This is a genomic window from Variovorax sp. PBL-H6 (assembly GCF_901827155.1).
Lineage (GTDB): Bacteria > Pseudomonadota > Gammaproteobacteria > Burkholderiales > Burkholderiaceae_C > Variovorax.
Map to the genome: position 1 here is coordinate 5,685,154 of NZ_LR594659.1, position 21,938 is coordinate 5,707,091.

Below are 21,938 nucleotides of genomic sequence, written 5' to 3' on the forward strand. Positions count from 1 at the left end.
TCAGGGTCTTAGGGGATTACGCAAGAACGAGGGCGGCAGTTGTGCGGAATGCCACGATCTGCGAGATTTGCGCGCAACTTTTCGATGCGCTGTCGACGGCTTGGTTGGCCATCGCCGGGCCTGTGCTCATCCGCCTTGCTGGAGGCGTTGGCCGGCGCGGATGACGGTGCGCCGCCGTCCGGCCGCGTCCAGCAGTTCGTACTCGTTGCGCGCCGCCAGCAGGACGAGGTCGGCCGGGCAGCCCGGCGCGATGCGGCCGTCCCAGGGCAGTCCCAGTGCACGCGCGGGGCTGACGGTGACTGCGTCCAGCCAGTCGACAGCCGGTGCCAGGTGTGCCACTTGAACGCCGAGGCCGAAGGTCTCGACCAGGTCGTAGCCGCCGTAGGGATAGAAGGCATCCTGCACGTTGTCGCTGGCCAGGCTGGCGCGCAGACCCAGCGCTGCCGCCTCGCGGATGCGCGTGATGCCGCGTGGCACCGGCGTGCGGTCCCAGGCGCCCTGCAAGTAGAGGTTGGTGGTGGGCAGGGCCACCAGGTGCAGCCCTGCTTCGGCGCACTTGGCGAGGGTGTCGCGGGCGAATGCCTCGTCCTGGATCGACAGCGAGCAGGCATGGCCGCAGACGACGCGCCCGTGCCATCCGCGCGAGATCGCCAGCTGCGCGATGCTGCGCAGGCCGGTGGCGTCGGCATCCAGGCCTTCGTCCACGTGGAAGTCCAGCGCAAGGCCGTACTGCTGCGCCAGGTCGAAGACCCGCCCAAGCTTGTGGACGATGCCCTCGTTGCGATAGACGAAGGCGCCCAGCACGCCGCCCGCGCCATGTACGGCCTGCGCGATGCGCTCGCCGGCAGCGGGGTCGGCGTACGCATCGAGCGGCACGAGCGCGACGAACTGCAGCGCGATGCGGTCCCGCCACTGCGCGCGCAGCGCCTCGAAGACGGCGAGCGAGGCTGGCGCGTCGTCGCCGAACCAATCCAGGTGCGTGCGCAGCGCACGCGTGCCGGCACGCCAGGCCTGGTCGAGTGCGCGCGTCATGCGCGCACGCAGCGCCTCGGCGGTCCATCCGGCGCGGTGCGCGGCCGTTCGGTCGATCGCGGTGAACAGGCTTCCCTCAGCTGCACCGACGTCTTGCACGGTGTAGTTCTTGTCGATATGCACGTGCGCATCGACCAGCGCGCTCAGCAGCGTGCCGTGCGCCGGCTGTCGGCTGGGCGCGATGGCGGCGACCCGGGCGCCGTCGAGCACCACGTCGAAGACTTCCGCCCCCTCCGCCACGAAGCCGCGCAGCCGCGGCGGGATCCGTACCGCGTCGAGCTTCATGCGTGCGGCAGCGCCCGCAGCCAGCCCAGCCCGTCGGAAGTGCCGCGGGCTACGGCGCCGCGCGCCGGCCGGTATTCGCAGCCGACCCAGCCCTCCCAGCCGCATTGCGCCGCCACCTCGTCGATCACCCGGAACAGGTAAGGATGGTTCAGCTCGCCGACGTCAGGCTCGTGACGCTCCGGCACGCCCGCGATCTGGAAATGGCCGACACGTCCGGTGGGCAGGTACTTGCGGATCTTCATCGCCACGTCGCCTTCGACGATCTGACAGTGGTACAGGTCCATCTGCACCTTGACGTTGGGCGCGCCCACCGCCTCGGCGATCTCGTGCGCATGGTCCTGGCGGTTGAGGAAGAAGCGCGGTATGTCGCGCGTGTTGATGGGTTCGATCAGCAGGTCGCGCCCCGCTTTCGCCGCCTCGGCCGCGGCCCAGCCCAGGTTGTCGATGTAGGTGGGCTGCACCGCCTCGCGCTCCACGCTTTCCGGCACCAGGCCCGCCATCACGTGCACGCGGGGGCAGCCCAGGGCCTCCGCATAGTCCAAGGCCTTCAGCAGGCTTTCGCGGAACTCGGCCTCGCGCCCTGGAAGACAGGCCAGACCGCGCTCGCCGCCCTCCCAATCGCCGGGCGGCGCGTTGAAGAGCACCTGCTGCAAGCCGTTGGCCGAGAGCCGCGCTGCAAGTTCGCGCGGGTCGCAGGAATAGGGGAAGAGGTACTCGACAGCCTGGAAGCCATCTTTCGCTGCGGCCTCGAAGCGCTGGAGGAAATCGAGCTCGGGATAGAGCATCGAGAGGTTGGCGGCAAATCGCGGCATGGGATGTGTCCTTCGTGCTCTTACCAGCGCGCGCCCAAATGACGGCGCAGCTCTTCGATCCGGGGCGGCGCGAGCGGGAGCGCCGACTGCTTGTTCAATAGCCACAGCCGGGCAGTCTCTTCAAGCTCTTCCAGCACGGCCATGGCGGCGGCCGGCGTGTCGTGCCAGACGTTGGGCCCCAGCCGCTCCAGCATCACCGCGCGAATCGGGGTGCCGCGCTCGCCGTAGCGCCCGATGGCCTGCGCCACCTGCTCGGCCGCTTCGGGCGCGCCTGGGCGGTGGTAGGCGATCAACGGCACATGGCCGACCTTCATCACGAAATAGGGCGTGAGCGCCGGCAGCAGCTCCTCGCCCGGCGCATCCAGCGTGAGCGCCACGCAGTGCGTGCTGTGGGTGTGGATCACGCAGCGCGTGGCGGGATCAAAGCGCGTGGCGGCGGCGTGAATGCGCGCGTGCAGCGCGATGGTCTTGCTGGCCCGGTCGCCGCTGGTCTGGTTCAGGCCGGCGTCGAGCCGGGCAAGTGTCGCAGGATCGAGGAAGCCCAGGCAGGCATCGGTCGGGGTAATGAGATAGCCGTCGTCCAGCCGCACGCTGATGTTGCCGGCGGTGGCGTGCACATGGCCGCGCTCGAACAGGCTGCGGCCGATGCGGCAGATCTCTTCGCGCGCCTGGTTTTCATTCATTCGAGCAATGTAAATGCTTTGGTGAAGAAGTCGTCGGTGCCGAAGTTGCCGGACTTCAACGCGATGTGCAGGCCGGCGCCGCCCTCCACTTGGGCGTGGCACCAGGGCACCCCCGGATCAATCTGCGCGCCGATCTGCAGCTGCCCGATGCCCAGCGCCTGGACGCAGGCACCGGAGGTCTCGCCGCCGGCCACCACCAGCTGCCGCACGCCCTGCGCGACGAGGCCGCGCGCGACGGCGGCGAGGGTGCGCTCCACCATCGCGCCGGCCTCGTCGACTCCGAGCCGGCCCTGAACCGACTGCACGGCTGCGGATTCCGCCGTCGAGTAGACCAGCACCGGGCCGTCTTCGATCAAGGGAGCGGCCCAGGCCAGGGCCTCGGCCACGACATCGACGCCCTCCGCGATCCGCAGCGGGTCGATCGCCAGCGCCGGCCGGCCGGATTCGATGAAGTGGCGCACCTGCCGGTTGGTGGCCACCGAGCAGCTGCCGGACACCACGGCGCGCAAGCCGCCTGCCGGGGGCAGCACGCCGGCCTTCGCGGAGGGCGCGATACCGAAGTTGCCCGGCAACCCGATGGCGACGCCCGAACCGGCCGTCACCAGCGGCATGTCCGCCAGGGCTGGCCCGAGCCGCAGCAGGTCTTCGTTCGAGACCGCGTCGACGATGGCAATGCCTACGCCCTCTGCGCGCAACGCTCCGACGCGCTCCCGGATCGCGTCCGGCCCGCGGGCGACCACTGCATGGTCGATCAGCCCGACCTTGCGGCGGGTCTGCGCCTGCAGCACCCGAACGAGGTTGGGGTCGGTCATCGGCGTCAGCGGATGGTTCTGCATCCCGCTCTCGTTGAGCAGCACCTCGCCCGCAAACAGGTAGCCCTTGAACACGGTGCGCTTGTTGTCCGGGAAGGCGGGCGTGGCGATGGTGAAGTCGCAACCCAGGGCCTCCATCAGGGCTTCGGTCACCGGCCCGATGTTGCCTGCCGGCGTGCTGTCGAAGGTGGAGCAGTATTTGAAGTAGATCTGACGCGCGCCCTCCGCCTGCAGCCACTGCATGGCGGCCAGCGACTGCGCAACCGCCTCTGCCGGCGCGATGGTGCGCGACTTGAGCGCCACCACCACCGCATCCACATCGGCGGCAAGCGGCGCACTCGGCACGCCGATGGCCTGGACCACGCGCATGCCGGCGCGCACCAGGTTGTTGGCAAGATCGGTGGCGCCGGTGAAATCGTCGGCGATGCAGCCCAGCAGCAAGGTCATGGCTTGTTCTTGTCGGTATTGGAAGGCGTGGGCAGTTCGATGCCTGGAAAGATCTTGATCACGGCGCTGTCGTCCTCCCGGGCGAAGCCAGCGCTGGAGGCCTGCATGAACATCTGGTGCGCGGTCGAGGCGAGCGGCAGCGGAAACTTGCTGGCCCGTGCCGTGTCGAGCACCAGGCCGAGGTCCTTGACGAAGATGTCGACCGCCGACAGCGGCGCGTAGTCGCCAGCAATGACATGGGCCATGCGGTTCTCGAACATCCAGCTGTTGCCGGCGCTGTGCGTGATGACCTCGTACAGCGCCTCGGCGGCCACGCCCTCCCGCAGGCCCAGCGCCATCGCCTCGGCCGCAGCGGCGATGTGCACGCCGGCCAGCAGCTGGTTGATGATCTTCACCTTGCTGCCGGCGCCCGCACGGTCGCCTAAACGGTAGACCTTGCCCGCCATCGCGTCGAGCAGTGCATCGGCCCTGGCATAGGCCTCGGGCCTGGCCGAGCTCATCACCGTCATCTGGCCGCTCGCGGCCTTGGCGGCGCCGCCCGAGATCGGCGCGTCGACGTAGTGGATGCCCGCGGCGCCGAGGCGCTCCTCGAGCGCCATCGACCAGTTCGGGTCCACCGTGGAACACATCACGAACACGCTGCCAGGTTTCATCGCGGCAGCCGCGCCCTGCTCGCCGAACAGCACGGCCTCGGTCTGCTCGGCGTTGACCACGACCGACACCAGCAGCTCGCATTCGGTCGCCACCTGTGCCGGCGTGGCCCAGGCGACGCCGCCCTGCTCGGCAAAGGCGATGGCAGCTCCTGGACGCGCATCGCACACATGCATTTCATAGCCTTTGCCGCGCAGCGTGGCCGCGATGCCAGCGCCCATGGCGCCCAGACCGACGAGTCCTGCTTTTTTCATGGGGATTCCCAAGGAGAGTGTCGAGCGAAGGCTCGGCCTTTGTCTCCGCAGGCGCATGCTAGCAACTGCTCTTGTCCTCGGCCCACCCGCATGATAAGGATCGTCAGCGCCTCAACCACGGAAAACCTTGCGAGCGGGCCTCAGTGGCGCGTGGGCGGCTGCTCGAAAGGCTCGCCGTTCCAGCCGAGCAGTTCGGCCAACCGCCGGACGATCCAGAGGGCTTCGGCAGCGGACACGCCGGCCTCCGGCGTGCTCAGGCCGTCGTGGATGCGTGCGAGGATCTCCGCTTCCGATGGCACCTCGACATGGTTCAGCACCTGCGCATGCGAGACGAGGTGGTTGGACAGGTCCTCGCAGACCTCATAGCGCTCCCGCACGGTGGCAATGGGTTGCGACAGCCGCTGCCGCGCGTCCGTGTAGAGCGCGAAAAAGGAAGGCGGGATGTGGATCTGGTAGTCGTCGGACATGTGCTGGCACCCAAGAAAAAACGCGCCCTTGGGCGCGTCGTTCGTGTGAAGGAAGAAGGCGGTCGGGCTCAGCCGCCCTTCTTGGCCCGCTTGCCCGGATTCTTCTTGCTGCGGGTCGCGGTGCCGCGCTCCAGGCTCACCTTCTGGCCTCCGCCCGTCCTGGGCAGAGTGTAGCCGGACGCTGGAACGGGCTTGGGGGTGGCCTTGCGGTCGGCCTCGGTGCGGATCTTCTGGGTCATGGAAGGCTCGGTCAAAAAAGAGGGAAGGGCGACATTAGGCCACATCGAGCAGCCGAACCTTGACGGAACGGCCCTTGACGCGACCCGTCGAAAGCTTGTGCGCGGCCTCGCGCGCGATGCGCCGGTCGACTGCAACGTAGGTCGAAAATTCGTTGATGCTGATCTTGCCGACCTGCTCGCGGGTGAAGCCGGCCTCGCCGGTCAGCGCGCCGAGCACATCGCCAGCGCGGATCTTGTCCTTGCGGCCGCCAGTGATCTGCAGCGTGGCCATGGGCGGCTGCAGGGGGCCTTCGGCATCGCTCGCGGCTGCGGCCAGCTCGGCCAGCGGGTGCCACTCGGAAGCACGGTCCTGGAGCTGCTCGATCTTGCCGACGCGGCCCATCTCGTCCAGGCTGGCCAGGTTGAGCGCCAGACCTTCGGCGCCGGCTCGGCCGGTTCGGCCGATGCGGTGGACATGGACCTCGGGGTCGGGCGTCACGTCGACGTTGATCACGGCCTCGAGCTGCGCGATGTCCAGCCCGCGCGCCGCGACGTCGGTGGCGACAAGCACCGAGCAGCTGCGGTTGGCGAACTGCACCAGGACCTGGTCGCGCTCGCGCTGCTCGAGCTCGCCGAACAGGGCGAGTGCGCTGAAGCCCTGGGCCTGGAGCACCTGTGCCAGGTCGCGACACTGCTGCTTGGTGTTGCAGAAGGCAAGCGTGCTCTGCGGCCGGAAACTGTTCAGCAGCAGGCCGACGGCGTGCAGCCTCTGACTGTCTTCCACCTCGTACCAGCGCTGGCGGATCTTGGCTTCTTCATGCTGCGTCGCCGCCACAGCGATCTGCTGCGGGTTCTTCATGAACTGCGCAGCGAGTTTGGCGATGCCCTCGGGATAGGTGGCGGAGAAGAGCAGCGTCTGGCGCTCCTTCGGGCATTGGCGCACCACCATCGCTATGTCGTCGAGGAAGCCCATGTCGAGCATGCGGTCGGCCTCGTCGAGGACCAGCGTGCCGAGTGCGTCGAGCTTGAGGCTGTCGCGCTCCAGGTGATCGAGCACGCGGCCGGGCGTGCCGACCACGACGTGAGCGCCGTGCGCGAGGCTGGACAGCTGGCCGCGCAGCGCCACGCCGCCGCACAGCGTGACCACCTTGATGTTTTCCTCGGCGCGGGCCAGGCGACGGATCTCGGCCGTGACCTGGTCGGCCAGCTCGCGCGTCGGACACAGCACCAGGGCCTGCACCTCGAAGCGGCGGGGGTCGAGCCGCGCCAGCAGCGGGAGTGCGAACGCGGCGGTCTTGCCGCTGCCGGTCCTGGCTTGGGCGATGAGGTCCGCGCCGCCGAGTGCCGCCGGCAGGCTGGCCGCCTGGATCGGCGTCATCTGCAGGTAGCCGAGCTGCCGCAGGTTCGCCAGCACGGGCGGCGAAAGCGGCAGCGTCGAGAAGTCGACGGCGGGACCGGTCACGTCAGTGCTCAGCGGCGCGGGCCGTTGTTGCCGCCGGTCGGCGGCGGGCCACGGCGCTCCAGGTGCCGGAACGTGATGCGGCCCTTGGTCAGGTCATAGGGCGAGAGCTCCAGCGAGACCTTGTCGCCGGCCAGGATGCGGATGTGGTGCTTGCGCATCTTGCCGCCGCTGTAGGCGATCAGTTGATGACCGTTGTCCAGGGTCACGCGATAGCGGGAGTCGGGCAGCACTTCGGTGACTGCACCGTTCATTTCGATCAGTTCTTCCTTGGGCATGAGGACCTCTGAATGTTGCGTGGATGATTGCGAATGGGCGCCTGCGCAAGGCGACACCGCCTTGCGCCTGAAACAGTGAGAAGGGCGCGGGCCGACCGGATCTGGCGCCCACCGGAGCGGACAGCGCGCTCTATTCGCTTCAATGGAGTACGAAGGCAGTGGCGGCATTCATGGGCACCCGGTCTGGTGCACCAACACACTGCGTGTGCCGGCCGAGAGTGAACCTGAGGAACCCAGGTCGGCCGGGGAGTGACGAATGCTTCGTCGACTATCGAAGCGAACCCCACATTCTAACCGCTGTGGCATGACTGTTGCTCGAGCCGTCAACCGCCGGCGCCAAAGCCCATGGACCGCGGAACGACATCGCGGAGCAGGCTTGCGAGGGTGCAGTCCGCGGCGCACCATCGCATCAACCATCGTTCCGAGGAGCGCGGCCATGAAAGATCCAGCGTCGTCCCGGCGGCTCCAGATGCTCGTTGCCGGGATCTTCTGGCTGCTCCTGCTCTCCGCAGCGCCACTGGCCCTGGCCGCCTCGCCGCCCCGGCCCTACGCTTCCTCCGCCCAGCTCCAGGCCCTGCAGCGCGCGGGCGATGCCGTCGTGGCGCTGCGCGTCACCGCAACCGAGGGCGCCACCTCGGCCGAAAGCCTGGGCGCGCGGCGCTCCGGCTCCGGCGTGGTGATCGGTCCCGACGGGCTGATCCTCACCATCGGCTATCTGCTGCTCGAAGCCGAGACCATCGAGGTCGTCACGCAGGACGATCGCACCCTGCCCGCGCGCCAGGTCGCATACGACCTGGCGACCGGCTTCGGCCTTTTGCGGCCATTGGTGCCCTTGCGGGGCATCGCGCCGGTGCCCCTCGCCGGCGTAGGCGGCCTGAGCCCCGGCGAGCCCCTGCTGGTCGCCACCGGCGGCGACAGCGGCACCGAGGTGGGCTTCACCCAGCTGGTGGCCGTGCGGCCCTTCTCGGGCTACTGGGAATACCACATCGAGTCGGCCCTCTTCACCAGTCCCCCTGTGCCCAACCACAGCGGGGCTCCTCTTTTCAATCGCAATGGCGAGCTGCTGGGCATCGGCAGCCTGTTCGTGCTGGAGACGGCGCAGGGCCAGGAGCAGCGGGTGATCCCGGGGAACATGTTCGTGCCGGTCGAGCTGCTGCGGCCGGTGCTGGACGAAATGCAGGCCACCGGCCGCAGCCGCGCGAGCATTCGGCCCTGGCTGGGCCTGTCGTCGTCGGAGCGCGACGGCCATGTCGAGATCGTGCGCGTCGACCGCCAGGGGCCCGCGCTGGCGGCCGGGCTCCACCCGGGGGACGTGGTGCTGGAGGTGGACGGCGTCCAGGTGGCCACGCTCGAGGCGTTCTACAAGCAGCTCTGGAAGCGCGCGGCGCCCGATGCCGAAGTGGAGCTCACGGTGCAGCAGGGTTCAGAGACGCGCAAGGTGCGCGTCCACGCGGTGGACCGCATGAAGACGCTGCGCAAGCCAGCAGGGATTTGAGGGCTTCCGGCAGGCCCTAACTTCGGATGCCCAGCATCCGGCGATTGGCGGCGCTGTCGACGGCACCGGCCGCGAAGTCGTCGAAGGCCCGGTCGGCCACGCGGATGATGTGGTCGGCGATGAACTGCGCGCCCTCGCGCGCGCCGTCCTCCGGGTGCTTGAGGCAGCACTCCCACTCCAGCACCGCCCAGCCGGGGAAATCGTACGCCGCCATCTTCGAGAAGATCGCGCCGAAGTCGACCTGGCCATCGCCCAGGGAGCGGAAGCGCCCGGCACGGTCGATCCACGGCTGGAAGCCGCCGTAGACGCCTTGCTTGCCGGTCGGATTGAACTCCGCATCCTTCACATGGAAGATCTTGATCCGCTCGTGGTAATGGTCGATGTAGGCGAGATAGTCGAGCTGCTGCAGCACGAAATGGCTCGGGTCGTAGAGCAGGCACGCGCGAGGATGCTGGCCTACGCGCTCCAGGAACATCTCGTAGCTCACGCCATCGTGCAGGTCCTCACCCGGGTGGATCTCGTAGCAGACATCGACGCCTGCATCGTCGAAGGCGTTGAGGATCGGCAGCCAGCGCCGCGCGAGTTCGGCGAAAGCCTCCTCGATCAATCCCGGCGGGCGTGGCGGCCAGGAGTAGAAGTAGGGCCAGGCGAGGGCGCCCGAAAACGTGGCGTGTGCCGTGAGCCCGAGGTTCGCCGAAGCCTTGGCCGCAAGCCGCAGCTGCTCCACGGCCCAGACCTGGCGCTTCACCGGATCGTTGCGTACCTCGGGTGCCGCAAAGCCATCGAAACCTGCGTCGTAGGCCGGGTGCACCGCCACCAACTGCCCCTGCAGGTGGGTCGAGAGCTCCGTGATCCGAACGCCGTGCCGTGCCAGCGTGCCCTGCACCTCCTCGCAGTAGGTCTTGCTCTCCGCAGCCAGGCGCAGGTCGAAGAGCCGGGAGTCCCAGCTCGGGATCTGCACGCCCCTGTAGCCCAGGCCAGCGGCCCAGCCGGCGATGGCGTCGAGCGAATTGAAGGGGGCGCTGTCGCCCGCGAACTGGGCCAGGAAGATGGCAGGGCCCTGGATGGTCTTCATTCGGTCACTCCTGTGTGTCGAGTCGCACGCCAAAGACCGCGATCCTATCGCCGGGGCCGTGTCCGACGCAGCGGCGGGTGTGCTGTCCACGGCGAGGGGCTTTGGAACGTTTCACAATACTCTCACTGTTACCGAAGCCGCGGCGGTCCGCGCGGCGCCTTGATGCGATGCCACAAACCGTTTCCGGCCGATTGAAGATCGGCTTGTCCGCCTGCTTCTCCCACGCCGACCCGGCGCGCTCGCTGTTCACCAACAAGACGCTGCAGTATGTCGAGCAGTCGATCACGCACTGGCTGATGTCGGCCGGCGCGATGGTGGTGATGGTGCCCTGCCCCACCGGCGAGACGGCGCGCGGCGACACCAAGCTCTCGCACTATGCCGAATGGCTCGACGGCGTGGTGATGCACGGCGGTGCGGACGTCTGGCCCGGCAGCTACGGCGAGGTGCCGCTGAAGGACGCCTGGGTCGGCGACCGCGTGCGCGACCTCTACGACCTCGCGCTGGTCGAGGCCTTCGAGGAGGCGGGCAAGCCCATCTTCGGCGTGTGCCGCGGCCTGCAGCTCATCAACGTCGCCTTCGGCGGGACGCTCTACCAGGACATCGAGGCGCAGCATCCCAACGCACTGCGCCACCGCGACCCCGTCACTTACGACCAGAACTTTCACGAAATCGGCGTCGCGCCCGGCTCGCGGCTGGCGAAGCTTTACCCGGGCATGGAGCGAGCGCGCGTCAACAGCATCCACCACCAGGGCGTGAAGGATCTCGCTCCCGGGTTCGAGGTCGAAGCCTGGAGCATTCCCGACCACGTACCCGAAGCCATCCGCCGCAAAGAGGGGCGTGGCCGAAGCTACATCGCCGCCACCCAGTGGCACCCGGAATTCCACAAGTACGGCAGCACCGAGACGGTGGACGACACGCCCATCCTCGAAGACTTCCTCTGGGCCTGCGCGACCGCGAAGGTGAGCCCGAAGGGACCGCTGCGCACCGCCCCCGGGCGCATTCGCAACCGCGCGGCGCGGCTGCTGCGGCAGGCGCTGCTGATGCGTTAGCGCGGCGCTAGTCGCGCGACGAGCGGTTGCGCGTGCCGCTGACGGCCGCGTCGATGGTGCCGAACACCGTCACCCCGCTGCTGCTGCCGATGGTCGGGCGCTCGCCGTCGGCCGTTGCGGTCGTCGAGGCACACCCCGCGACGGCGCCCAGCGCCACCATGAAGCACAACGCAAAAACGAGCTTCTTCACTGGATCTTCCTTTCGTCGGTTCGTCAGCTCAGGTGCTTGCCCACGATCCCTGCGATCTCGAACATGGTGACCTGGTCCTTGCCGAACACCGGCCTGAGCTTGTCGTCGGCGTTGATCGCCCGCTTGTTGGCCGCGTCCTGCAGGCCATGGGCCTTGATGTAGTCCCACAGCTTCTTGATGACCTCGGTGCGCGCAACGGGTTCCGCGCCGATCACCGCGGCCAGGGCACCGCTCGGCTTGAGGCCCGCCGCCGGTTTGCGCGGCGCCTTCGGTGCGGCGGCCTTCTTCGCCGCGGGCGCCTTCGCCTTGGCCGGTGAAGCAGCCTTCTTCGCGGCTGCCGGCGGTGCCTTGCCAAAGCTCTTGCGCGCCGGGAACTTGCTGTCGCGCGGCTCGAACTCGAAGCTCACCTTGCCCTCCTCGGCATTCCAGGCCAGGAAGGCCTTGAAGGGCCGGCGCGTGCGCATCGACACGAACTTGTCCAGCAGGTCGGTCTTGCCGGTGGCCAGCAGCTTCTCGATCTGTGCGCGCTCGATCGGCTGCTGCAAGATGATCTTGCCAGTCTTGAAGTCGCAGCTCGGCGTCGGCTGGGCCTCGGTGGGCACCGACTTCTCGCAGACGTAGTTGCTGGCGTTTTCGAACACGCGCGCACCGCACTTCGGGCAAGGCCCCAGCGGCTGCTGGTCGCTGAAATCGACGATCTCACCGGTCTCGCCGTTCTTGTCGTCGCCGAAATCGAACTCGAGCTTCCAGTTCTTCGCTTCCTCGTCGTACTTGAGGATGATCTCGGAAGTAAAGGGCCAGCCGGCCTTGGAGCGGAAGCCTTCCAGCGGGCCGATGTGCTTGTCGCGCAGCAGCTGCTCGGCCTCCGCGACCTCGAAGGTGCGGCCGGCCGGGGACTTGCCAAAGGAGAAGCCGCACCCCTCCTGCCCCGGCTTGCCGGTGCAGGCATAGCGGCGGTAGTTCTCCTTCACCACGCCGCCGCAGTTCGGGCACGGCGTGGACAGGGTCGCGTAGTCTCCCGGAACGGTGTCGCGGTCGTATTCCTTGGCCTTCTTGACGATGTGCTCCGTCATTCGGGCGATCTCGCGCATGAACTCGGCGCGGCTGAGCTTGCCGTGCTCCATCTGCGCGAGCTTGTATTCCCACTCGCCGGTGAGCTCGGCCTTGGACAGCTCCTCGACGCCAAGCCCGCGAAGGAGCGTCATGAGCTGGAAGGCCTTGGCCGTCGGGATCAGCTCTCGACCTTCTCGCAGGATGTACTTCTCGGCCAGAAGCCCTTCGATGATGGCAGCGCGCGTGGCCGGCGTGCCCAGGCCTTTTTCCTGCATGGCTTCGCGCAGCTCGTCGTCGTCGATGGTCTTGCCCGCGCCTTCCATCGCACCGAGCAGCGTGGCTTCGGAGTAGCGCGCCGGCGGGCGGGTCCTGAGGGCCTTGAGCTCCGCCGAATCGACCCGCACGATCTCGCCGGGCTTGACCGGCACAAGGCGCTTGCCGTCCTTGTCGTCTTCCTTCTCGTCATCCTGGGCTTCCTTGCCATAGATCGCGAGCCAGCCCGGCTTCACCAGCACCTTCCCGTCGGTACGGAACGGGTACTTCTTGCCGCCCTGCTCCACCGTGCTGATGCGCGTGGTCACCTGGTACTCGGCGCTCGGGAAGAACACCGACAGGAAGCGCCGTACCACGAAGTCGTAGAGCTTCTGCTCGGCATCGGACAGGCCGCTGGGCGCCTGCAGCGTGGGGATGATCGCAAAGTGATCGCTGACCTTGGCGTTGTCGAAGATGCGCTTCGAAGGCTTCACGTAGTTGTCGTCCAGCGCTTGCCTGGCGAAGGGCGCCAGGTGCTTCATGCCGCTGTTGGCGAGCATGCCCATGGTCTGCTTCACCACCGGCAGGTAGTCCTCAGGAAGCGCGCGCGAGTCGGTCCGCGGGTAAGTCAGCGCCTTGTGGCGCTCGTAGAGGCTTTGCGCCAGCGCCAGCGTCGTCTTGGCGCTGTAGCCAAAGCGGCTGTTGGCCTCGCGCTGCAGCGAGGTCAGGTCGAACAGCAGGGGCGAAGCGGTGGTGGTGGGCTTGCTTTCCTCGGTGACGGTGGCCGGCTTGCCGCGTGCGGCGTCGGCGATCTCGCTGGCTTCCCGTTCGCTCCAGACGCGATCTGCGCGCTGCTCGGGATCGGCCAGCCCGTCGGGGCCGGGCGGCGGCTTCTTCCAGGTCGGGTCGAACCACTTTCCGGGGTAGGTGCCCGCCTCGGCCAGGAAGGCGCCATGCACTTCCCAGTAGTCGCGGCTCACGAACTTGCGGATCTTCTCCTCGCGCTCGACCACCACCGACAGCGTAGGCGTCTGCACCCGTCCCACCGTGGTGAGGAAGAAGCCGCCGTCGCGCGAGTTGAACGCGGTCATGGCCCGGGTACCGTTGATGCCGACCAGCCAGTCGGCCTCGGAGCGCGAGCGCGCAGCATCGGCCAGGCCCTGCATCTGCTGCTCGGTGCGCAACTGCTCGAAGCCGTCGCGGATCGCCTGCGGCGTCATCGACTGCAGCCACAGACGCCTGACCGGCTTGCCCAGCGGCGCCTTGCCGCCCGCGTACTGCTCGATGAGGCGGAAGATCAGCTCGCCCTCGCGGCCCGCATCGCAGGCATTGATGAGCTGGGTTACGTCCTTGCGCTTGGCCTGCTTCACCACCGCGTTGAGCCGGGTCTTGGTCTTGTCCACGGGCTTGAGGTCGAAGCGCGGCGGGATCACCGGCAGGTTGGCGAAGCTCCACTTCCCGCGCTTGACGTCGAACTCCTCCGGCGCCTGGATCTCGACCAGGTGACCGACGGCACTGGTCACCACGTAGTGCTCGTTCTCGAAATGTTCCTCGTGCTTGTCGAACTTGCCGGCCACCGGCGTGAGCGCGCGCACGATGTCCTGCGCCACCGACGGCTTCTCTGCAATTACCAAAGTCTTCATCAACAGTTCCTCGTATCAGGCCTGACGCCGGCCGCCGATGACCGCAGTGCGGCAGCGTGGGGCCCACATCTACAATCTGCGGCTTCTCGCGTGCGCACGCGCACGCGCATGCGTACATATTCAAACTAACAGACTTCGGCGATGGCTTCCAAATCCCCCACAACCGGCGGGCGCCGCATCCAGACGCGACGCTCCGGCGTTCACGGCAACGGCGTATTCGCCGTGCAGGACATCGCGGAAGGCGAGACGCTGATCGAGTACAAGGGCGAGCTGATCTCCTGGAAGGAGGCGCTCCGACGCCATCCACATGATCCGTCCCAGCCCAATCACACCTTCTACTTCCACATCGATGACGAGCGCGTGATCGACGGCGGCGTGAAGGGCAATGCGGCGCGCTGGATCAATCACTCCTGCGAGCCCAATTGCGAGGCCGACGAGCACGAGGGACGGATCTTCATCAAGGCGCTGCGCAACATCGCGGCCGGCGAGGAGCTCAGCTACGACTACGGGCTGATCATCGACGAGCCGATGACCAAGAAGCTCAAGTCCGAGTTCCCCTGTTGGTGTGGTTCCGACCAGTGCCGCGGCACCCTGCTCGCGACCCAGGAGGATGGGAAGAAAGATAAGAACAAAAAGAAGAAAAAAAAGGACAAGAAGGCCAAGAAGGCCGGAAAGAAGGACATCAAGCACTGACCATGGCTGCCCCCTGGTTCGAAGAGGAAATCGCCACCGCCGTGTCCCCCCTTTTGCCGGGGCTCACGGTCGAGGTCGTCGACGAGATCGACTCGACGAGCACCGAGCTGATGCGGCGCGCCCGTGAAGGCCGTGCGCAACCGGTGCTGCTGATCGCCCGGAGGCAGACCGCCGGCCGCGGCCGCATGGGCCGGCCCTGGCAAAGCGCGCAGGATGCGCGCGAGCCCGCCTCGCTCACCTTCTCGCTGGGCCTGCCGCTGCTGCCGCGCGACTGGTCGGGGCTTTCGCTCGCAGTTGGCGTCAGCGTGGCGGAGAGCCTGGACCCATCGAACCAGGCGCGCGTCGCGCTCAAGTGGCCCAACGACTTGTGGGTCGAGGACCGCAAGCTCGGCGGCATCCTGATCGAGACGGCTTTGCCTCAGGACGGCACGGCCGAGCGTTACCTGGTGATCGGCGTCGGCATCAACATCGGCGCACGCGAGGCAGCGGGCATGAGCGTTGCGCCCGCCTGGATTTCGCAATGGCGCCCACAGGCGACCGCCCCCCAACTGCTGCGCGAGATCGTGCCGCCGCTCGTGGCGCACGTGCTTCTGTTCGGCGAGCGGGGCTTCGTGCCCTTCGCCGAGCGCTTCGCCGCGCGGGACGCCTTGCGCGGGCGCGAGGTGCAGCTCAGCGATGGCAGCGCCGGCCAGTGCGCGGGCGTCGGCTGGGGCGGCGAGCTGCTGGTGCAGACGCCCTCGGGCATGAAGACCATCACCAGTGCCGAGGTCAGCGTGCGGCCGGCACCACCGAACGATTGACCATGCGGCTGCGCGCGCTCGTGGTCCTCCTGCTCATGGCGAACCTGCTTTATTTCGCCTGGGCGCGCGGCGGTCTCGCCATGTTCGGCATCGTGCCCGCGCGCCTCAGCCAGAGCGAGCCGGAGCGTCTGGCCCAGCAAATCCGGCCGCAGCTGCTGCAGATTCGCAAGGAAGAGAGCCCCGCCCCCGCGAGTTCAAGGCCCTAGCAGGCGCCTGAACTCGCTCACTCGCAGGCTCCCGGTCGGTGGAGCCTGGCGCGATTGTCTCGCCGTCAGAACCCGAAGCTCTCCCGAGGCACTCCCTTCGCCCGCTCACACGCCTGCCGAAAATCGTAGGGCACCTCGTCTGCGCAATCGGGCCACTGGCCGCTGGCGAGCCAGAACTCCACCAATCCCAGTCGCGCGCACAGCCCCGGGAAGCGTCGGTCGTTGCGCAGCTCGGGCATGCTGGCCTGGAACAGCAGCGCGGTACGGTAGCCGTCAGGGCCCATGATGTCGGCGCTGGTGCCCACAGGGCCCAGGCGCGCGCCCTCGGCAGCACGGAACGCCTCGTCGACCAGGCCCAGGTGCGCGGCGTAGACCAGGCGCGCCACGTCCACACCGCCGGTGATCATCACGTGCGCCTCGAATTCGCTGCGCCAGGCGCCGATGTGCTCAGGTGTCGGGTCGCGCTTGGCGCGGACAAAAGGGATGGTGTCCTGGAACTCGCGCAGCGGGCGCGTGGCCGCGAGCGCGAGCAGGCGATCGACCGCCGCCCAATCCTGCAGGAAGGCATGGGCCCGCAGCAAACTCGAGATCGGAAAGCTCATTTCGGGGATGCGCGCCACAAGGTCTTCGTACACGGGCACCGCCTCGGCGACCTGCCCCGTGGCCATGCGCGCCAGCGCCACCAGGTTGGCCGACATCGGATCGAGCATGTCCAGGCGGTAGATGCGTTCGGCCTCGTCGAGGCTGGCACGCAGGCGGCCGGTCAGGCGCAGCAGCCAGCTGATGTAGCGCCGGCCGTCGCCCGAGCCGGGCGCCTGGCGCAGCCGTTCGAGGAAGCCCTCCGCCTGGATGAACCGGCCGAAAGGCGGCATCACGAAACATCGCGCGAGGAGGGCATCGTTGTTCTGCGGATCGAGCGCCAGCGCATGCGAGGCCTCGCGAACCGCGTGCCCGGCGCTGGCTGCTCGCTCGGCAAATGGCAGGTACATGTGCAGGAAGCTGCGCACGTAGGCGAGCCTCCCCCAGGCCTCCACGAAATGAGGTGCGCGCTGCGTCACCACCTCGAGCACGCCGACGCTGGTGCGCAGCTCGTCAGGGGCATAGGCTTTGGGGCTGGATCGCAGGTAGAGGTCGTAGACCGCAGGATCGACTGCGCGCGTCGCAACACCGAAAAAGCCCTGGTCGAGCGCGCGCGCGATGCTTTCGGCGATGTCGTCCTGGACGTCGAATATGCCTTCCAGCGCACGGTCATAGTGGTCGGACCACAGCGTCGTGCCGGACGCGGCCTCCATCAGATGGGCGCTGATGCGTACCTGGCCGGCCGCACGGCGGATCGAGCCGTCGAGTACGTAGGCGCAATGAAGCCGTTGCGCCGCCTCGGCCTTTCGTTCGCCACGGAACTGGAAGCTCGTGGTGCGGCTGATCACCCGCAGCTGGGTGCCGCGCGCGAGGCGCTGAATGATCTCTTCGCTGACGCCATCGGAGAAGAACTGCATCTCGGGCTCGTTCGACAGGTTGTCGAAGGCGAGCACGGCGATCACGGGGCGCTCGCCCGAAGACGACGGCTCGGCCGGCGAGGCGGGAGCGTCGTCGTCGAGCAGGGGCAACGTGAACCGGTAGCCGCGCCCCGCCACGGTGGCGATGGCGTCGGGCCCGAGAACCTTGCGCAGCGACGAAATCTGCACGGTGAGGTTGTTCTCTTCGACGACCGTGCCAGGCCAGACCCGAGCCAGCAGCTCGTCCTTGGCGACCACGCGGTCGCGCAGCTCGATCAGCGCCAGCAGCAGGTCGAACGCGCGCCCACCGAGCGGAACCGGCTGGCCAAAGGCCAGCAGGCGGCGCTCGGCCGGCCGCACTTCGAACCCCTTCGCCTTGAAGTCCAAGACCTGAGCGCCTCTCTTGCTTGTCGGGCCCGATTGTCGGGCCATGCGCCGGGCTTTAGCAACGTTTCACATCGCTTAAAGACGCCGCCGGCCCCCGGCGCGCACAGTGCCTGCACCCCGCGACAGGGCCGTACCCATCCACCATCCGCAAGGAGATCCATCGTGAGCCAAGCATCCATCAAGATCGGCCTCGTCACCGACCAGACCGGCCCGCTGTCCTTCCTCGGCATTGCCAACGCCAACCTCGCTCGGCTGGTGGTCGACGAAATCAACGCCGGCGGCGGTCTGCTCGGGCGACCGATCGAGCTGATCACGGAAGACAGCGCCACCGACGACCAGGTGGCCGCCGTCAAGGCCGCCAAGCTGGTCCAGCGCGATCGGGTCGATGTGATCTTCGGCGGCATCTACAGCTCCACCCGCCAGGCGATCAAGGGCCCGGCCGTCGTGCAGGGCAAGAAGCTCTACATCTACCCGGAGCAGTACGAGGGCGAGGAGAGTGACCCGCTCATCTTCTGCACCGGCCCGGTGCCGGCGCAACAGGTCGATTCGCTGATCCCCTGGTTGATGAAACACACCGATGCTCGCAGCTTCTATCTCCCCTCGGCGGACTACATCTGGCCGCACGTGATGAACAAGCGAGTGCGTGCCGCGGTCGCCGCGCACGGCGGCTCGATCGTCGGCGAAGAGTACTTCCCTGTCGATCAGGAGGACTACCGCAGCACGGTCGACAAGATCATGTCCAGCGGCGCGCAGGTGGTCTTCAACACCACGGTGCCGCCCGGCGTGGCGCCGTTCCTGCAGCAGCTGTACGAGGCCGGCTTCACGAAGCGCGCTGGTCGGATCGTGTGCCCGTACTTCGAGGAGAACCTTGCGAGCCTGCTGCCGGCCGAGCATGTCGAGGGACTCTACAGCTGCCTCGACTACTACCAGGCCGTGAGCGACCCGTTCAGCACGGCGCTGCTGCGCCGCTACGACGAGCGGTTTCCGGGCAGCGCAAAGTTCACAGCGGGCAGCGCCAGCACGGGCCTGTATCGCGGGCTGAAGCTCTGGGAGGCGGCCGTGCAAGAGGCCGGCACGCTGGACCAGGCGGCAGTGATCCGCGCGCTCGACCACGCGCGCATCGCAGAAGGACCGGGCGGGGGCGCCGAAATGGTGCCCGGCCAGCATCACCTGCGGCTTACGATGTACGTCGGCCAGGTGCGGTCGGGGCAGATGAAGGTCATCGAGAACCTCGGCGTGATAGATCCCAACGAGCGCGTGCAGGGCGCGCAATGAGCCAAGCGCGGCCGCTCCGAAGGGGCTCGCACCGCAGTGCGCAGCACGGAGCTTGTCTGATGAACCAGGAGACCTGAGATGAAGCTCTACTACCACCCCGCTTCCACCGCGAGCCGGCCCGTGCTGCTCTTTGCTGCGGAGACCGGTATCGATCTCGACCTGAAGCTGGTCGACATCTTCAAGGGCGAGCACCTGCAGCCCGCGTATCGTGCGCTCAACCCGAATGCGCTGGTGCCGATGCTCGAGGACGGTGAGTTCCGCCTCACCGAGAGCTCGGCGATCCTGAAATACCTGGCCGACAAGATCGACTCGCCGCTGTATCCCAAGGGCCTGCAGCAGCGGGCCCGCGTCAACGAACGCATGGACTGGTTCAACACCCAACTGAGCCGCGACTACTGCTTCGGCCTGGTGTTCGCGCAGCTGCTGCCGCACCACAAGCGGCGCAGCGACGAGGCGCAGGCCGGCACGGTGCAGTGGGGCCAGGAGCGCTCGAAGGTGTGGCTGCAAGTCCTCAACGACCACATCCTCGGCCCCGGGCACAACTACGTGTGCGGCGATGCGATCAGCATCGCGGACCATTTCGGCGCCGGACTGCTCACCTTGGGCGAGGTGATCGGTTGCGATTTCACGGACTATCCGTACGTGCAGGGCTGGCTGGCGCGCATCAAGGCGCTGAAGAGCTGGAAGTCGGTGAACGCCACGCTCGACGGGGTCGCCGCCGCGCACAAGGGCGAGTCGTTCGTGACTGTGTGAAGCGCCCGGCGCGGGCGCTCAGAAGCCGAAGTCTTCTTTCGGCACGGCCCGTGCCTGTTCGCACGCGCGCTGGAAGTCGTAGGGCACTTCGCTCGCGCAGTCGGGCCACTTGCCGCTCGTCAGCCAGAACTCGACGAGTCCGAGCCGCGCGCACAAGGGCGCGAACCGCCGGTCATTGCGCAGTTCGGGCATGCTGGCCTGGAACAGCAGCGCCGTGCGGTAGCCGTCCGGCCCCATGATGTCGTCGGCACGGCCGGCCGGCCCGAGGCGTGCGGCGTCGGCGGCGTCATAAGCCTCGTTCACCAGGCCCAGGTGGGCCGCGTACACGAGGCGTGACACGTCGACCCGGCCCGTCCGGCGAACATGCGCCCCGAGCTCTTCGCGCCACGCACCGATGTGCGCGGGCGAGGGGTCGCGCTTGGCACGGATGAACGGCAGCCCATCCTGGAACTCGCGCAGCTGGCGCTGCTCGGCCAGCGCGAGCAGCCGGTCCACCGCGGCCCAGTCGTGCTGGAAGGCATGGGCTCGCATCAAGCTGGCCACCGGGAAGCTCATCGTGGGCATGCGCTCCACCAGTTCCTCGAACATCGGAATCGCTTCGGCGATATCGCCGGCCGCCATGCGAGCGAGGGCGAGGAGGTTGGCGGACATCGGATCCAGCCTATCGAGCCGGTAGGCCTGTTCGGTGGCCGCCAGCGCCTCACGCATCCAGCCGAAGTGGCGCAGGGCCCAGCCGGTGTAGCGCTGCCCGTCGCCGCTGCCAGGCGCGCGGCGCAAACGCACGAGTGCGGCATCGGCCTCGACGAAGTGCCCGAACGGCGCGATCACGAAGTACTGCGCGGCCAGGGCGTCGAGGTTCTGTGCATCGAGCGACAGCGCGCGCTCGGCTTCGCGGCTCACCTGTGCCGCGATGGCTGCGCGTTCGGCAAATGGTTGGTAGAAGCGCAGGAAGGCGCGCAGGTAGGCCAGCCTCCCCCATGCCGCAGCGAACTGCGGCGCACGCGCAGTCACCAGTTCCAGCACGCCGACGTGCGTGCGAAGTTCGTCCGGCGCGTAGCCCTTGGGCCTCGATCGGAGATAGAGGTCATACACGGCCGGCTCCAGCGTCGGTGCCGGCGGGCTGGCGAACGCCTGATCGAGTGCGCGGGCGATGTTCTCGGAGATCTCGTCCTGCACGGCGAAGATGTCTTCCAGCCCGCGGTCGAAGCGTTCCGACCATAGCGTGGTCTGTGATGCGGCCTCCATCAGGTGCGCGCTGATCCGTACACGCGCCGCTGCGCGGCGGATCGAGCCGTCGAGCACGTGGGTGCAATGCAAGGCGTTCGCCGCCTCGGCCTTGCGATCGCCGCGGAACTGGAAGCTCGACGTGCGGCCGATCACCTTGAGCTGGCTGCCACGCGATACGCGCTGAATGATCTCCTCGCTAACGCCGTCGGAGAAGAACTGCATCTCGGGGTCGTTGGACATGTTGTCGAACGCGAGCACGGCGAGCAGCGGCCCGGCGGACGGCGACGATTTGGTGGCCTGGGCGACCCGCTGCGCCTTCTCCGCGGTTTCAGGCGGCGTCAGCGCGTCAGGGCCAGGGGCCGCCACTTCGCAGACCTCCACCGGGTCGTCGACACCGGCCATCCGGTAGGGCCCATGCACGGCCCAGCGCAGCGCGGCCTCGTCGGCATGGCCCACCGCACCCCGGCGCGCGAAGTCGTAGGCTGTGCGCGTCATGAGGATGCGCCCCTGGTCGGCAAGCGACATCACGCGCGCGGCGATGGCCTTGGCCAGGCCCTCGACTTCCAGGGGCTTGGCGCCTCTCGCGATGTCGGCGGCCGCGTTCTCGCGCAGCACCACCTCGCCGAGATGAATGCCCACGCGCGAGGCGAGGGCAGTCTTCCATTCGGCGCCGAGTTCGAGCAGTTGCATCTGGTAGGCAAGCGCGAAGCGCACCGCCTCGACCGGCCGCTCGAACAGCAGGAGGAAACCGTCGCTCTTGTCGATCTCGCGCCCGCCATGGGCAACGAGAAGATCACGCGCGATGCGGTCGTGGCGCGCCATCAACTCGGCCGCAGCGGCGTCGCCCAGGCGCTCGATCAGGTGGGTGCTGGCCACGAGGTCGCACAGCAGCAGCGCGCGAATCGCTGGGGAGGATGGGCCGGGTGCGAGAGTGGGCATGCGGAGT

At 68.0% G+C, this 21,938-nt stretch carries 21 protein-coding genes; 7 read left to right on the plus strand and 14 right to left on the minus strand.

Translation table 11 applies throughout. The features are described 5' to 3' along the window. Positions 1 to 126: 126 nt before the first annotated feature. From G3W89_RS26790 to infA, 9 genes are all read right to left on the minus strand, one after another. A complete protein-coding gene (locus tag G3W89_RS26790) occupies positions 127 to 1,317 on the minus strand; it encodes an amidohydrolase family protein (RefSeq protein WP_162576992.1) in 1,191 nt (396 codons plus the stop codon). Next, positions 1,314 to 2,129, minus strand: coding sequence for a 2-oxo-tetronate isomerase (gene otnI, locus G3W89_RS26795; protein ID WP_162576993.1), 816 nt, complete (start codon positions 2,127 to 2,129; stop codon positions 1,314 to 1,316). Before otnI ends, G3W89_RS26790 begins: the two co-directional genes overlap by 4 nt. 20 nt (positions 2,130 to 2,149) lie before the next feature. Then, positions 2,150 to 2,812 carry a class II aldolase/adducin family protein gene (locus G3W89_RS26800; protein WP_162576994.1) on the minus strand — a complete coding sequence of 221 codons (663 nt, stop codon included), beginning with the start codon at positions 2,810 to 2,812 and terminating at the stop codon, positions 2,150 to 2,152. Next, entirely contained in the window at positions 2,809 to 4,071 is a 1,263-nt protein-coding gene (otnK, locus tag G3W89_RS26805) for a 3-oxo-tetronate kinase (RefSeq protein WP_162576995.1), read from the minus strand. Before otnK ends, G3W89_RS26800 begins: the two co-directional genes overlap by 4 nt. Beyond that, entirely contained in the window at positions 4,068 to 5,033 is a 966-nt protein-coding gene (ltnD, locus tag G3W89_RS26810; protein WP_162576996.1) for an L-threonate dehydrogenase, read from the minus strand. Before ltnD ends, otnK begins: the two co-directional genes overlap by 4 nt. Before the next feature lie 83 nt (positions 5,034 to 5,116). Beyond that, positions 5,117 to 5,443 (minus strand): hypothetical protein, encoded by a 327-nt coding sequence (locus G3W89_RS26815; RefSeq protein WP_162576997.1) that lies wholly within the window; start codon positions 5,441 to 5,443, stop codon positions 5,117 to 5,119. A 68-nt stretch (positions 5,444 to 5,511) separates the two neighbouring features. Then, positions 5,512 to 5,682 (minus strand): hypothetical protein, encoded by a 171-nt coding sequence (locus G3W89_RS33030; protein WP_174258293.1) that lies wholly within the window; start codon positions 5,680 to 5,682, stop codon positions 5,512 to 5,514. 34 nt (positions 5,683 to 5,716) lie between these two features. After that, positions 5,717 to 7,123 carry an ATP-dependent RNA helicase DbpA gene (dbpA, locus tag G3W89_RS26820; protein WP_232076764.1) on the minus strand — a complete coding sequence of 469 codons (1,407 nt, stop codon included), beginning with the start codon at positions 7,121 to 7,123 and terminating at the stop codon, positions 5,717 to 5,719. A gap of 8 nt (positions 7,124 to 7,131) precedes the next feature. Continuing rightward, positions 7,132 to 7,398: a translation initiation factor IF-1 gene (gene infA / locus G3W89_RS26825; protein WP_068679401.1), complete on the minus strand. Its 267-nt coding sequence runs from the start codon at positions 7,396 to 7,398 to the stop codon at positions 7,132 to 7,134. 436 nt (positions 7,399 to 7,834) lie between these two features. Here infA and G3W89_RS26830 point away from each other — a divergent pair, with 436 nt between their 5' ends. Then, positions 7,835 to 8,893 carry a S1C family serine protease gene (locus G3W89_RS26830; protein WP_232076765.1) on the plus strand — a complete coding sequence of 353 codons (1,059 nt, stop codon included), beginning with the start codon at positions 7,835 to 7,837 and terminating at the stop codon, positions 8,891 to 8,893. A gap of 16 nt (positions 8,894 to 8,909) precedes the next feature. Here the strand turns inward: G3W89_RS26830 and G3W89_RS26835 are convergent, their stop codons facing one another. Next, positions 8,910 to 9,968, minus strand: a complete 1,059-nt coding sequence (locus tag G3W89_RS26835; RefSeq protein WP_162576998.1) for a sugar phosphate isomerase/epimerase family protein — start codon at positions 9,966 to 9,968, stop codon at positions 8,910 to 8,912. Between the two features lie 167 nt (positions 9,969 to 10,135). On the opposite strand from G3W89_RS26835, the gene G3W89_RS26840 reads away from it, so the two are divergent. Beyond that, complete coding sequence (locus G3W89_RS26840; protein ID WP_162576999.1) at positions 10,136 to 11,017, plus strand: gamma-glutamyl-gamma-aminobutyrate hydrolase family protein; 882 nt, start codon at positions 10,136 to 10,138, stop codon at positions 11,015 to 11,017. A gap of 7 nt (positions 11,018 to 11,024) precedes the next feature. Here the strand turns inward: G3W89_RS26840 and G3W89_RS26845 are convergent, their stop codons facing one another. Next, a complete protein-coding gene (locus G3W89_RS26845) occupies positions 11,025 to 11,207 on the minus strand; it encodes a hypothetical protein (RefSeq protein WP_162572186.1) in 183 nt (60 codons plus the stop codon). Between the two features lie 23 nt (positions 11,208 to 11,230). Further along, a complete protein-coding gene (locus G3W89_RS26850; protein WP_162577000.1) occupies positions 11,231 to 14,155 on the minus strand; it encodes a DNA topoisomerase III in 2,925 nt (974 codons plus the stop codon). A 141-nt stretch (positions 14,156 to 14,296) separates the two neighbouring features. On the opposite strand from G3W89_RS26850, the gene G3W89_RS26855 reads away from it, so the two are divergent. The 3 genes from G3W89_RS26855 to G3W89_RS26865 are packed head-to-tail and all read left to right on the plus strand — an operon-like array spanning position 14,297 to position 15,854. Next, positions 14,297 to 14,848, plus strand: coding sequence for an SET domain-containing protein (locus G3W89_RS26855; RefSeq protein WP_162577001.1), 552 nt, complete (start codon positions 14,297 to 14,299; stop codon positions 14,846 to 14,848). Positions 14,849 to 14,850: 2 nt separating this feature from the next. Next, complete coding sequence (locus G3W89_RS26860; protein WP_162577002.1) at positions 14,851 to 15,648, plus strand: biotin--[acetyl-CoA-carboxylase] ligase; 798 nt, start codon at positions 14,851 to 14,853, stop codon at positions 15,646 to 15,648. Positions 15,649 to 15,650: 2 nt separating this feature from the next. Then, positions 15,651 to 15,854 (plus strand): sporulation protein, encoded by a 204-nt coding sequence (locus G3W89_RS26865; protein WP_162577003.1) that lies wholly within the window; start codon positions 15,651 to 15,653, stop codon positions 15,852 to 15,854. A gap of 65 nt (positions 15,855 to 15,919) precedes the next feature. Here the strand turns inward: G3W89_RS26865 and G3W89_RS26870 are convergent, their stop codons facing one another. Then, positions 15,920 to 17,737, minus strand: a complete 1,818-nt coding sequence (locus tag G3W89_RS26870) for a winged helix-turn-helix domain-containing protein (protein WP_162577004.1) — start codon at positions 17,735 to 17,737, stop codon at positions 15,920 to 15,922. Between the two features lie 162 nt (positions 17,738 to 17,899). On the opposite strand from G3W89_RS26870, the gene G3W89_RS26875 reads away from it, so the two are divergent. Together G3W89_RS26875 and G3W89_RS26880 are read left to right on the plus strand one after the other, a co-directional pair. Beyond that, positions 17,900 to 19,012, plus strand: a complete 1,113-nt coding sequence (locus tag G3W89_RS26875; RefSeq protein WP_162577005.1) for a substrate-binding protein — start codon at positions 17,900 to 17,902, stop codon at positions 19,010 to 19,012. Positions 19,013 to 19,090: 78 nt separating this feature from the next. Then, positions 19,091 to 19,765 carry a glutathione S-transferase family protein gene (locus G3W89_RS26880; RefSeq protein WP_162577006.1) on the plus strand — a complete coding sequence of 225 codons (675 nt, stop codon included), beginning with the start codon at positions 19,091 to 19,093 and terminating at the stop codon, positions 19,763 to 19,765. Between the two features lie 18 nt (positions 19,766 to 19,783). On the opposite strand, the gene G3W89_RS26885 is transcribed toward G3W89_RS26880, so the two are convergent. Then, entirely contained in the window at positions 19,784 to 21,931 is a 2,148-nt protein-coding gene (locus G3W89_RS26885) for an adenylate/guanylate cyclase domain-containing protein (protein WP_162577007.1), read from the minus strand. Between the last annotated feature and the right edge of the window lie 7 nt (positions 21,932 to 21,938).

Excerpts from the sequence above, each read along its gene's own strand:
- G3W89_RS26790 (WP_162576992.1), bottom strand. The coding sequence starts at position 1,317 with ATGAAGCTCGACGCGGTACGGATCCCGCCGCGGCTGCGCGGCTTCGTG.
- otnI (WP_162576993.1), bottom strand. The coding sequence starts at position 2,129 with ATGCCGCGATTTGCCGCCAACCTCTCGATGCTCTATCCCGAGCTCGAT.
- G3W89_RS26800 (WP_162576994.1), bottom strand. The coding sequence starts at position 2,812 with ATGAATGAAAACCAGGCGCGCGAAGAGATCTGCCGCATCGGCCGCAGC.
- otnK (WP_162576995.1), bottom strand. The coding sequence starts at position 4,071 with ATGACCTTGCTGCTGGGCTGCATCGCCGACGATTTCACCGGCGCCACC.
- ltnD (WP_162576996.1), bottom strand. The coding sequence starts at position 5,033 with ATGCGCCTGCGGAGACAAAGGCCGAGCCTTCGCTCGACACTCTCCTTG.
- G3W89_RS26815 (WP_162576997.1), bottom strand. The coding sequence starts at position 5,443 with ATGTCCGACGACTACCAGATCCACATCCCGCCTTCCTTTTTCGCGCTC.
- G3W89_RS33030 (WP_174258293.1), bottom strand. The coding sequence starts at position 5,682 with ATGACCCAGAAGATCCGCACCGAGGCCGACCGCAAGGCCACCCCCAAG.
- infA (WP_068679401.1), bottom strand. The coding sequence starts at position 7,398 with ATGCCCAAGGAAGAACTGATCGAAATGAACGGTGCAGTCACCGAAGTG.
- G3W89_RS26830 (WP_232076765.1), top strand. The coding sequence starts at position 7,835 with ATGAAAGATCCAGCGTCGTCCCGGCGGCTCCAGATGCTCGTTGCCGGG.
- G3W89_RS26835 (WP_162576998.1), bottom strand. The coding sequence starts at position 9,968 with ATGAAGACCATCCAGGGCCCTGCCATCTTCCTGGCCCAGTTCGCGGGC.
- G3W89_RS26840 (WP_162576999.1), top strand. The coding sequence starts at position 10,136 with ATGCCACAAACCGTTTCCGGCCGATTGAAGATCGGCTTGTCCGCCTGC.
- G3W89_RS26850 (WP_162577000.1), bottom strand. The coding sequence starts at position 14,155 with ATGAAGACTTTGGTAATTGCAGAGAAGCCGTCGGTGGCGCAGGACATC.
- G3W89_RS26855 (WP_162577001.1), top strand. The coding sequence starts at position 14,297 with ATGGCTTCCAAATCCCCCACAACCGGCGGGCGCCGCATCCAGACGCGA.
- G3W89_RS26860 (WP_162577002.1), top strand. The coding sequence starts at position 14,851 with ATGGCTGCCCCCTGGTTCGAAGAGGAAATCGCCACCGCCGTGTCCCCC.
- G3W89_RS26865 (WP_162577003.1), top strand. The coding sequence starts at position 15,651 with ATGCGGCTGCGCGCGCTCGTGGTCCTCCTGCTCATGGCGAACCTGCTT.
- G3W89_RS26880 (WP_162577006.1), top strand. The coding sequence starts at position 19,091 with ATGAAGCTCTACTACCACCCCGCTTCCACCGCGAGCCGGCCCGTGCTG.
- G3W89_RS26885 (WP_162577007.1), bottom strand. The coding sequence starts at position 21,931 with ATGCCCACTCTCGCACCCGGCCCATCCTCCCCAGCGATTCGCGCGCTG.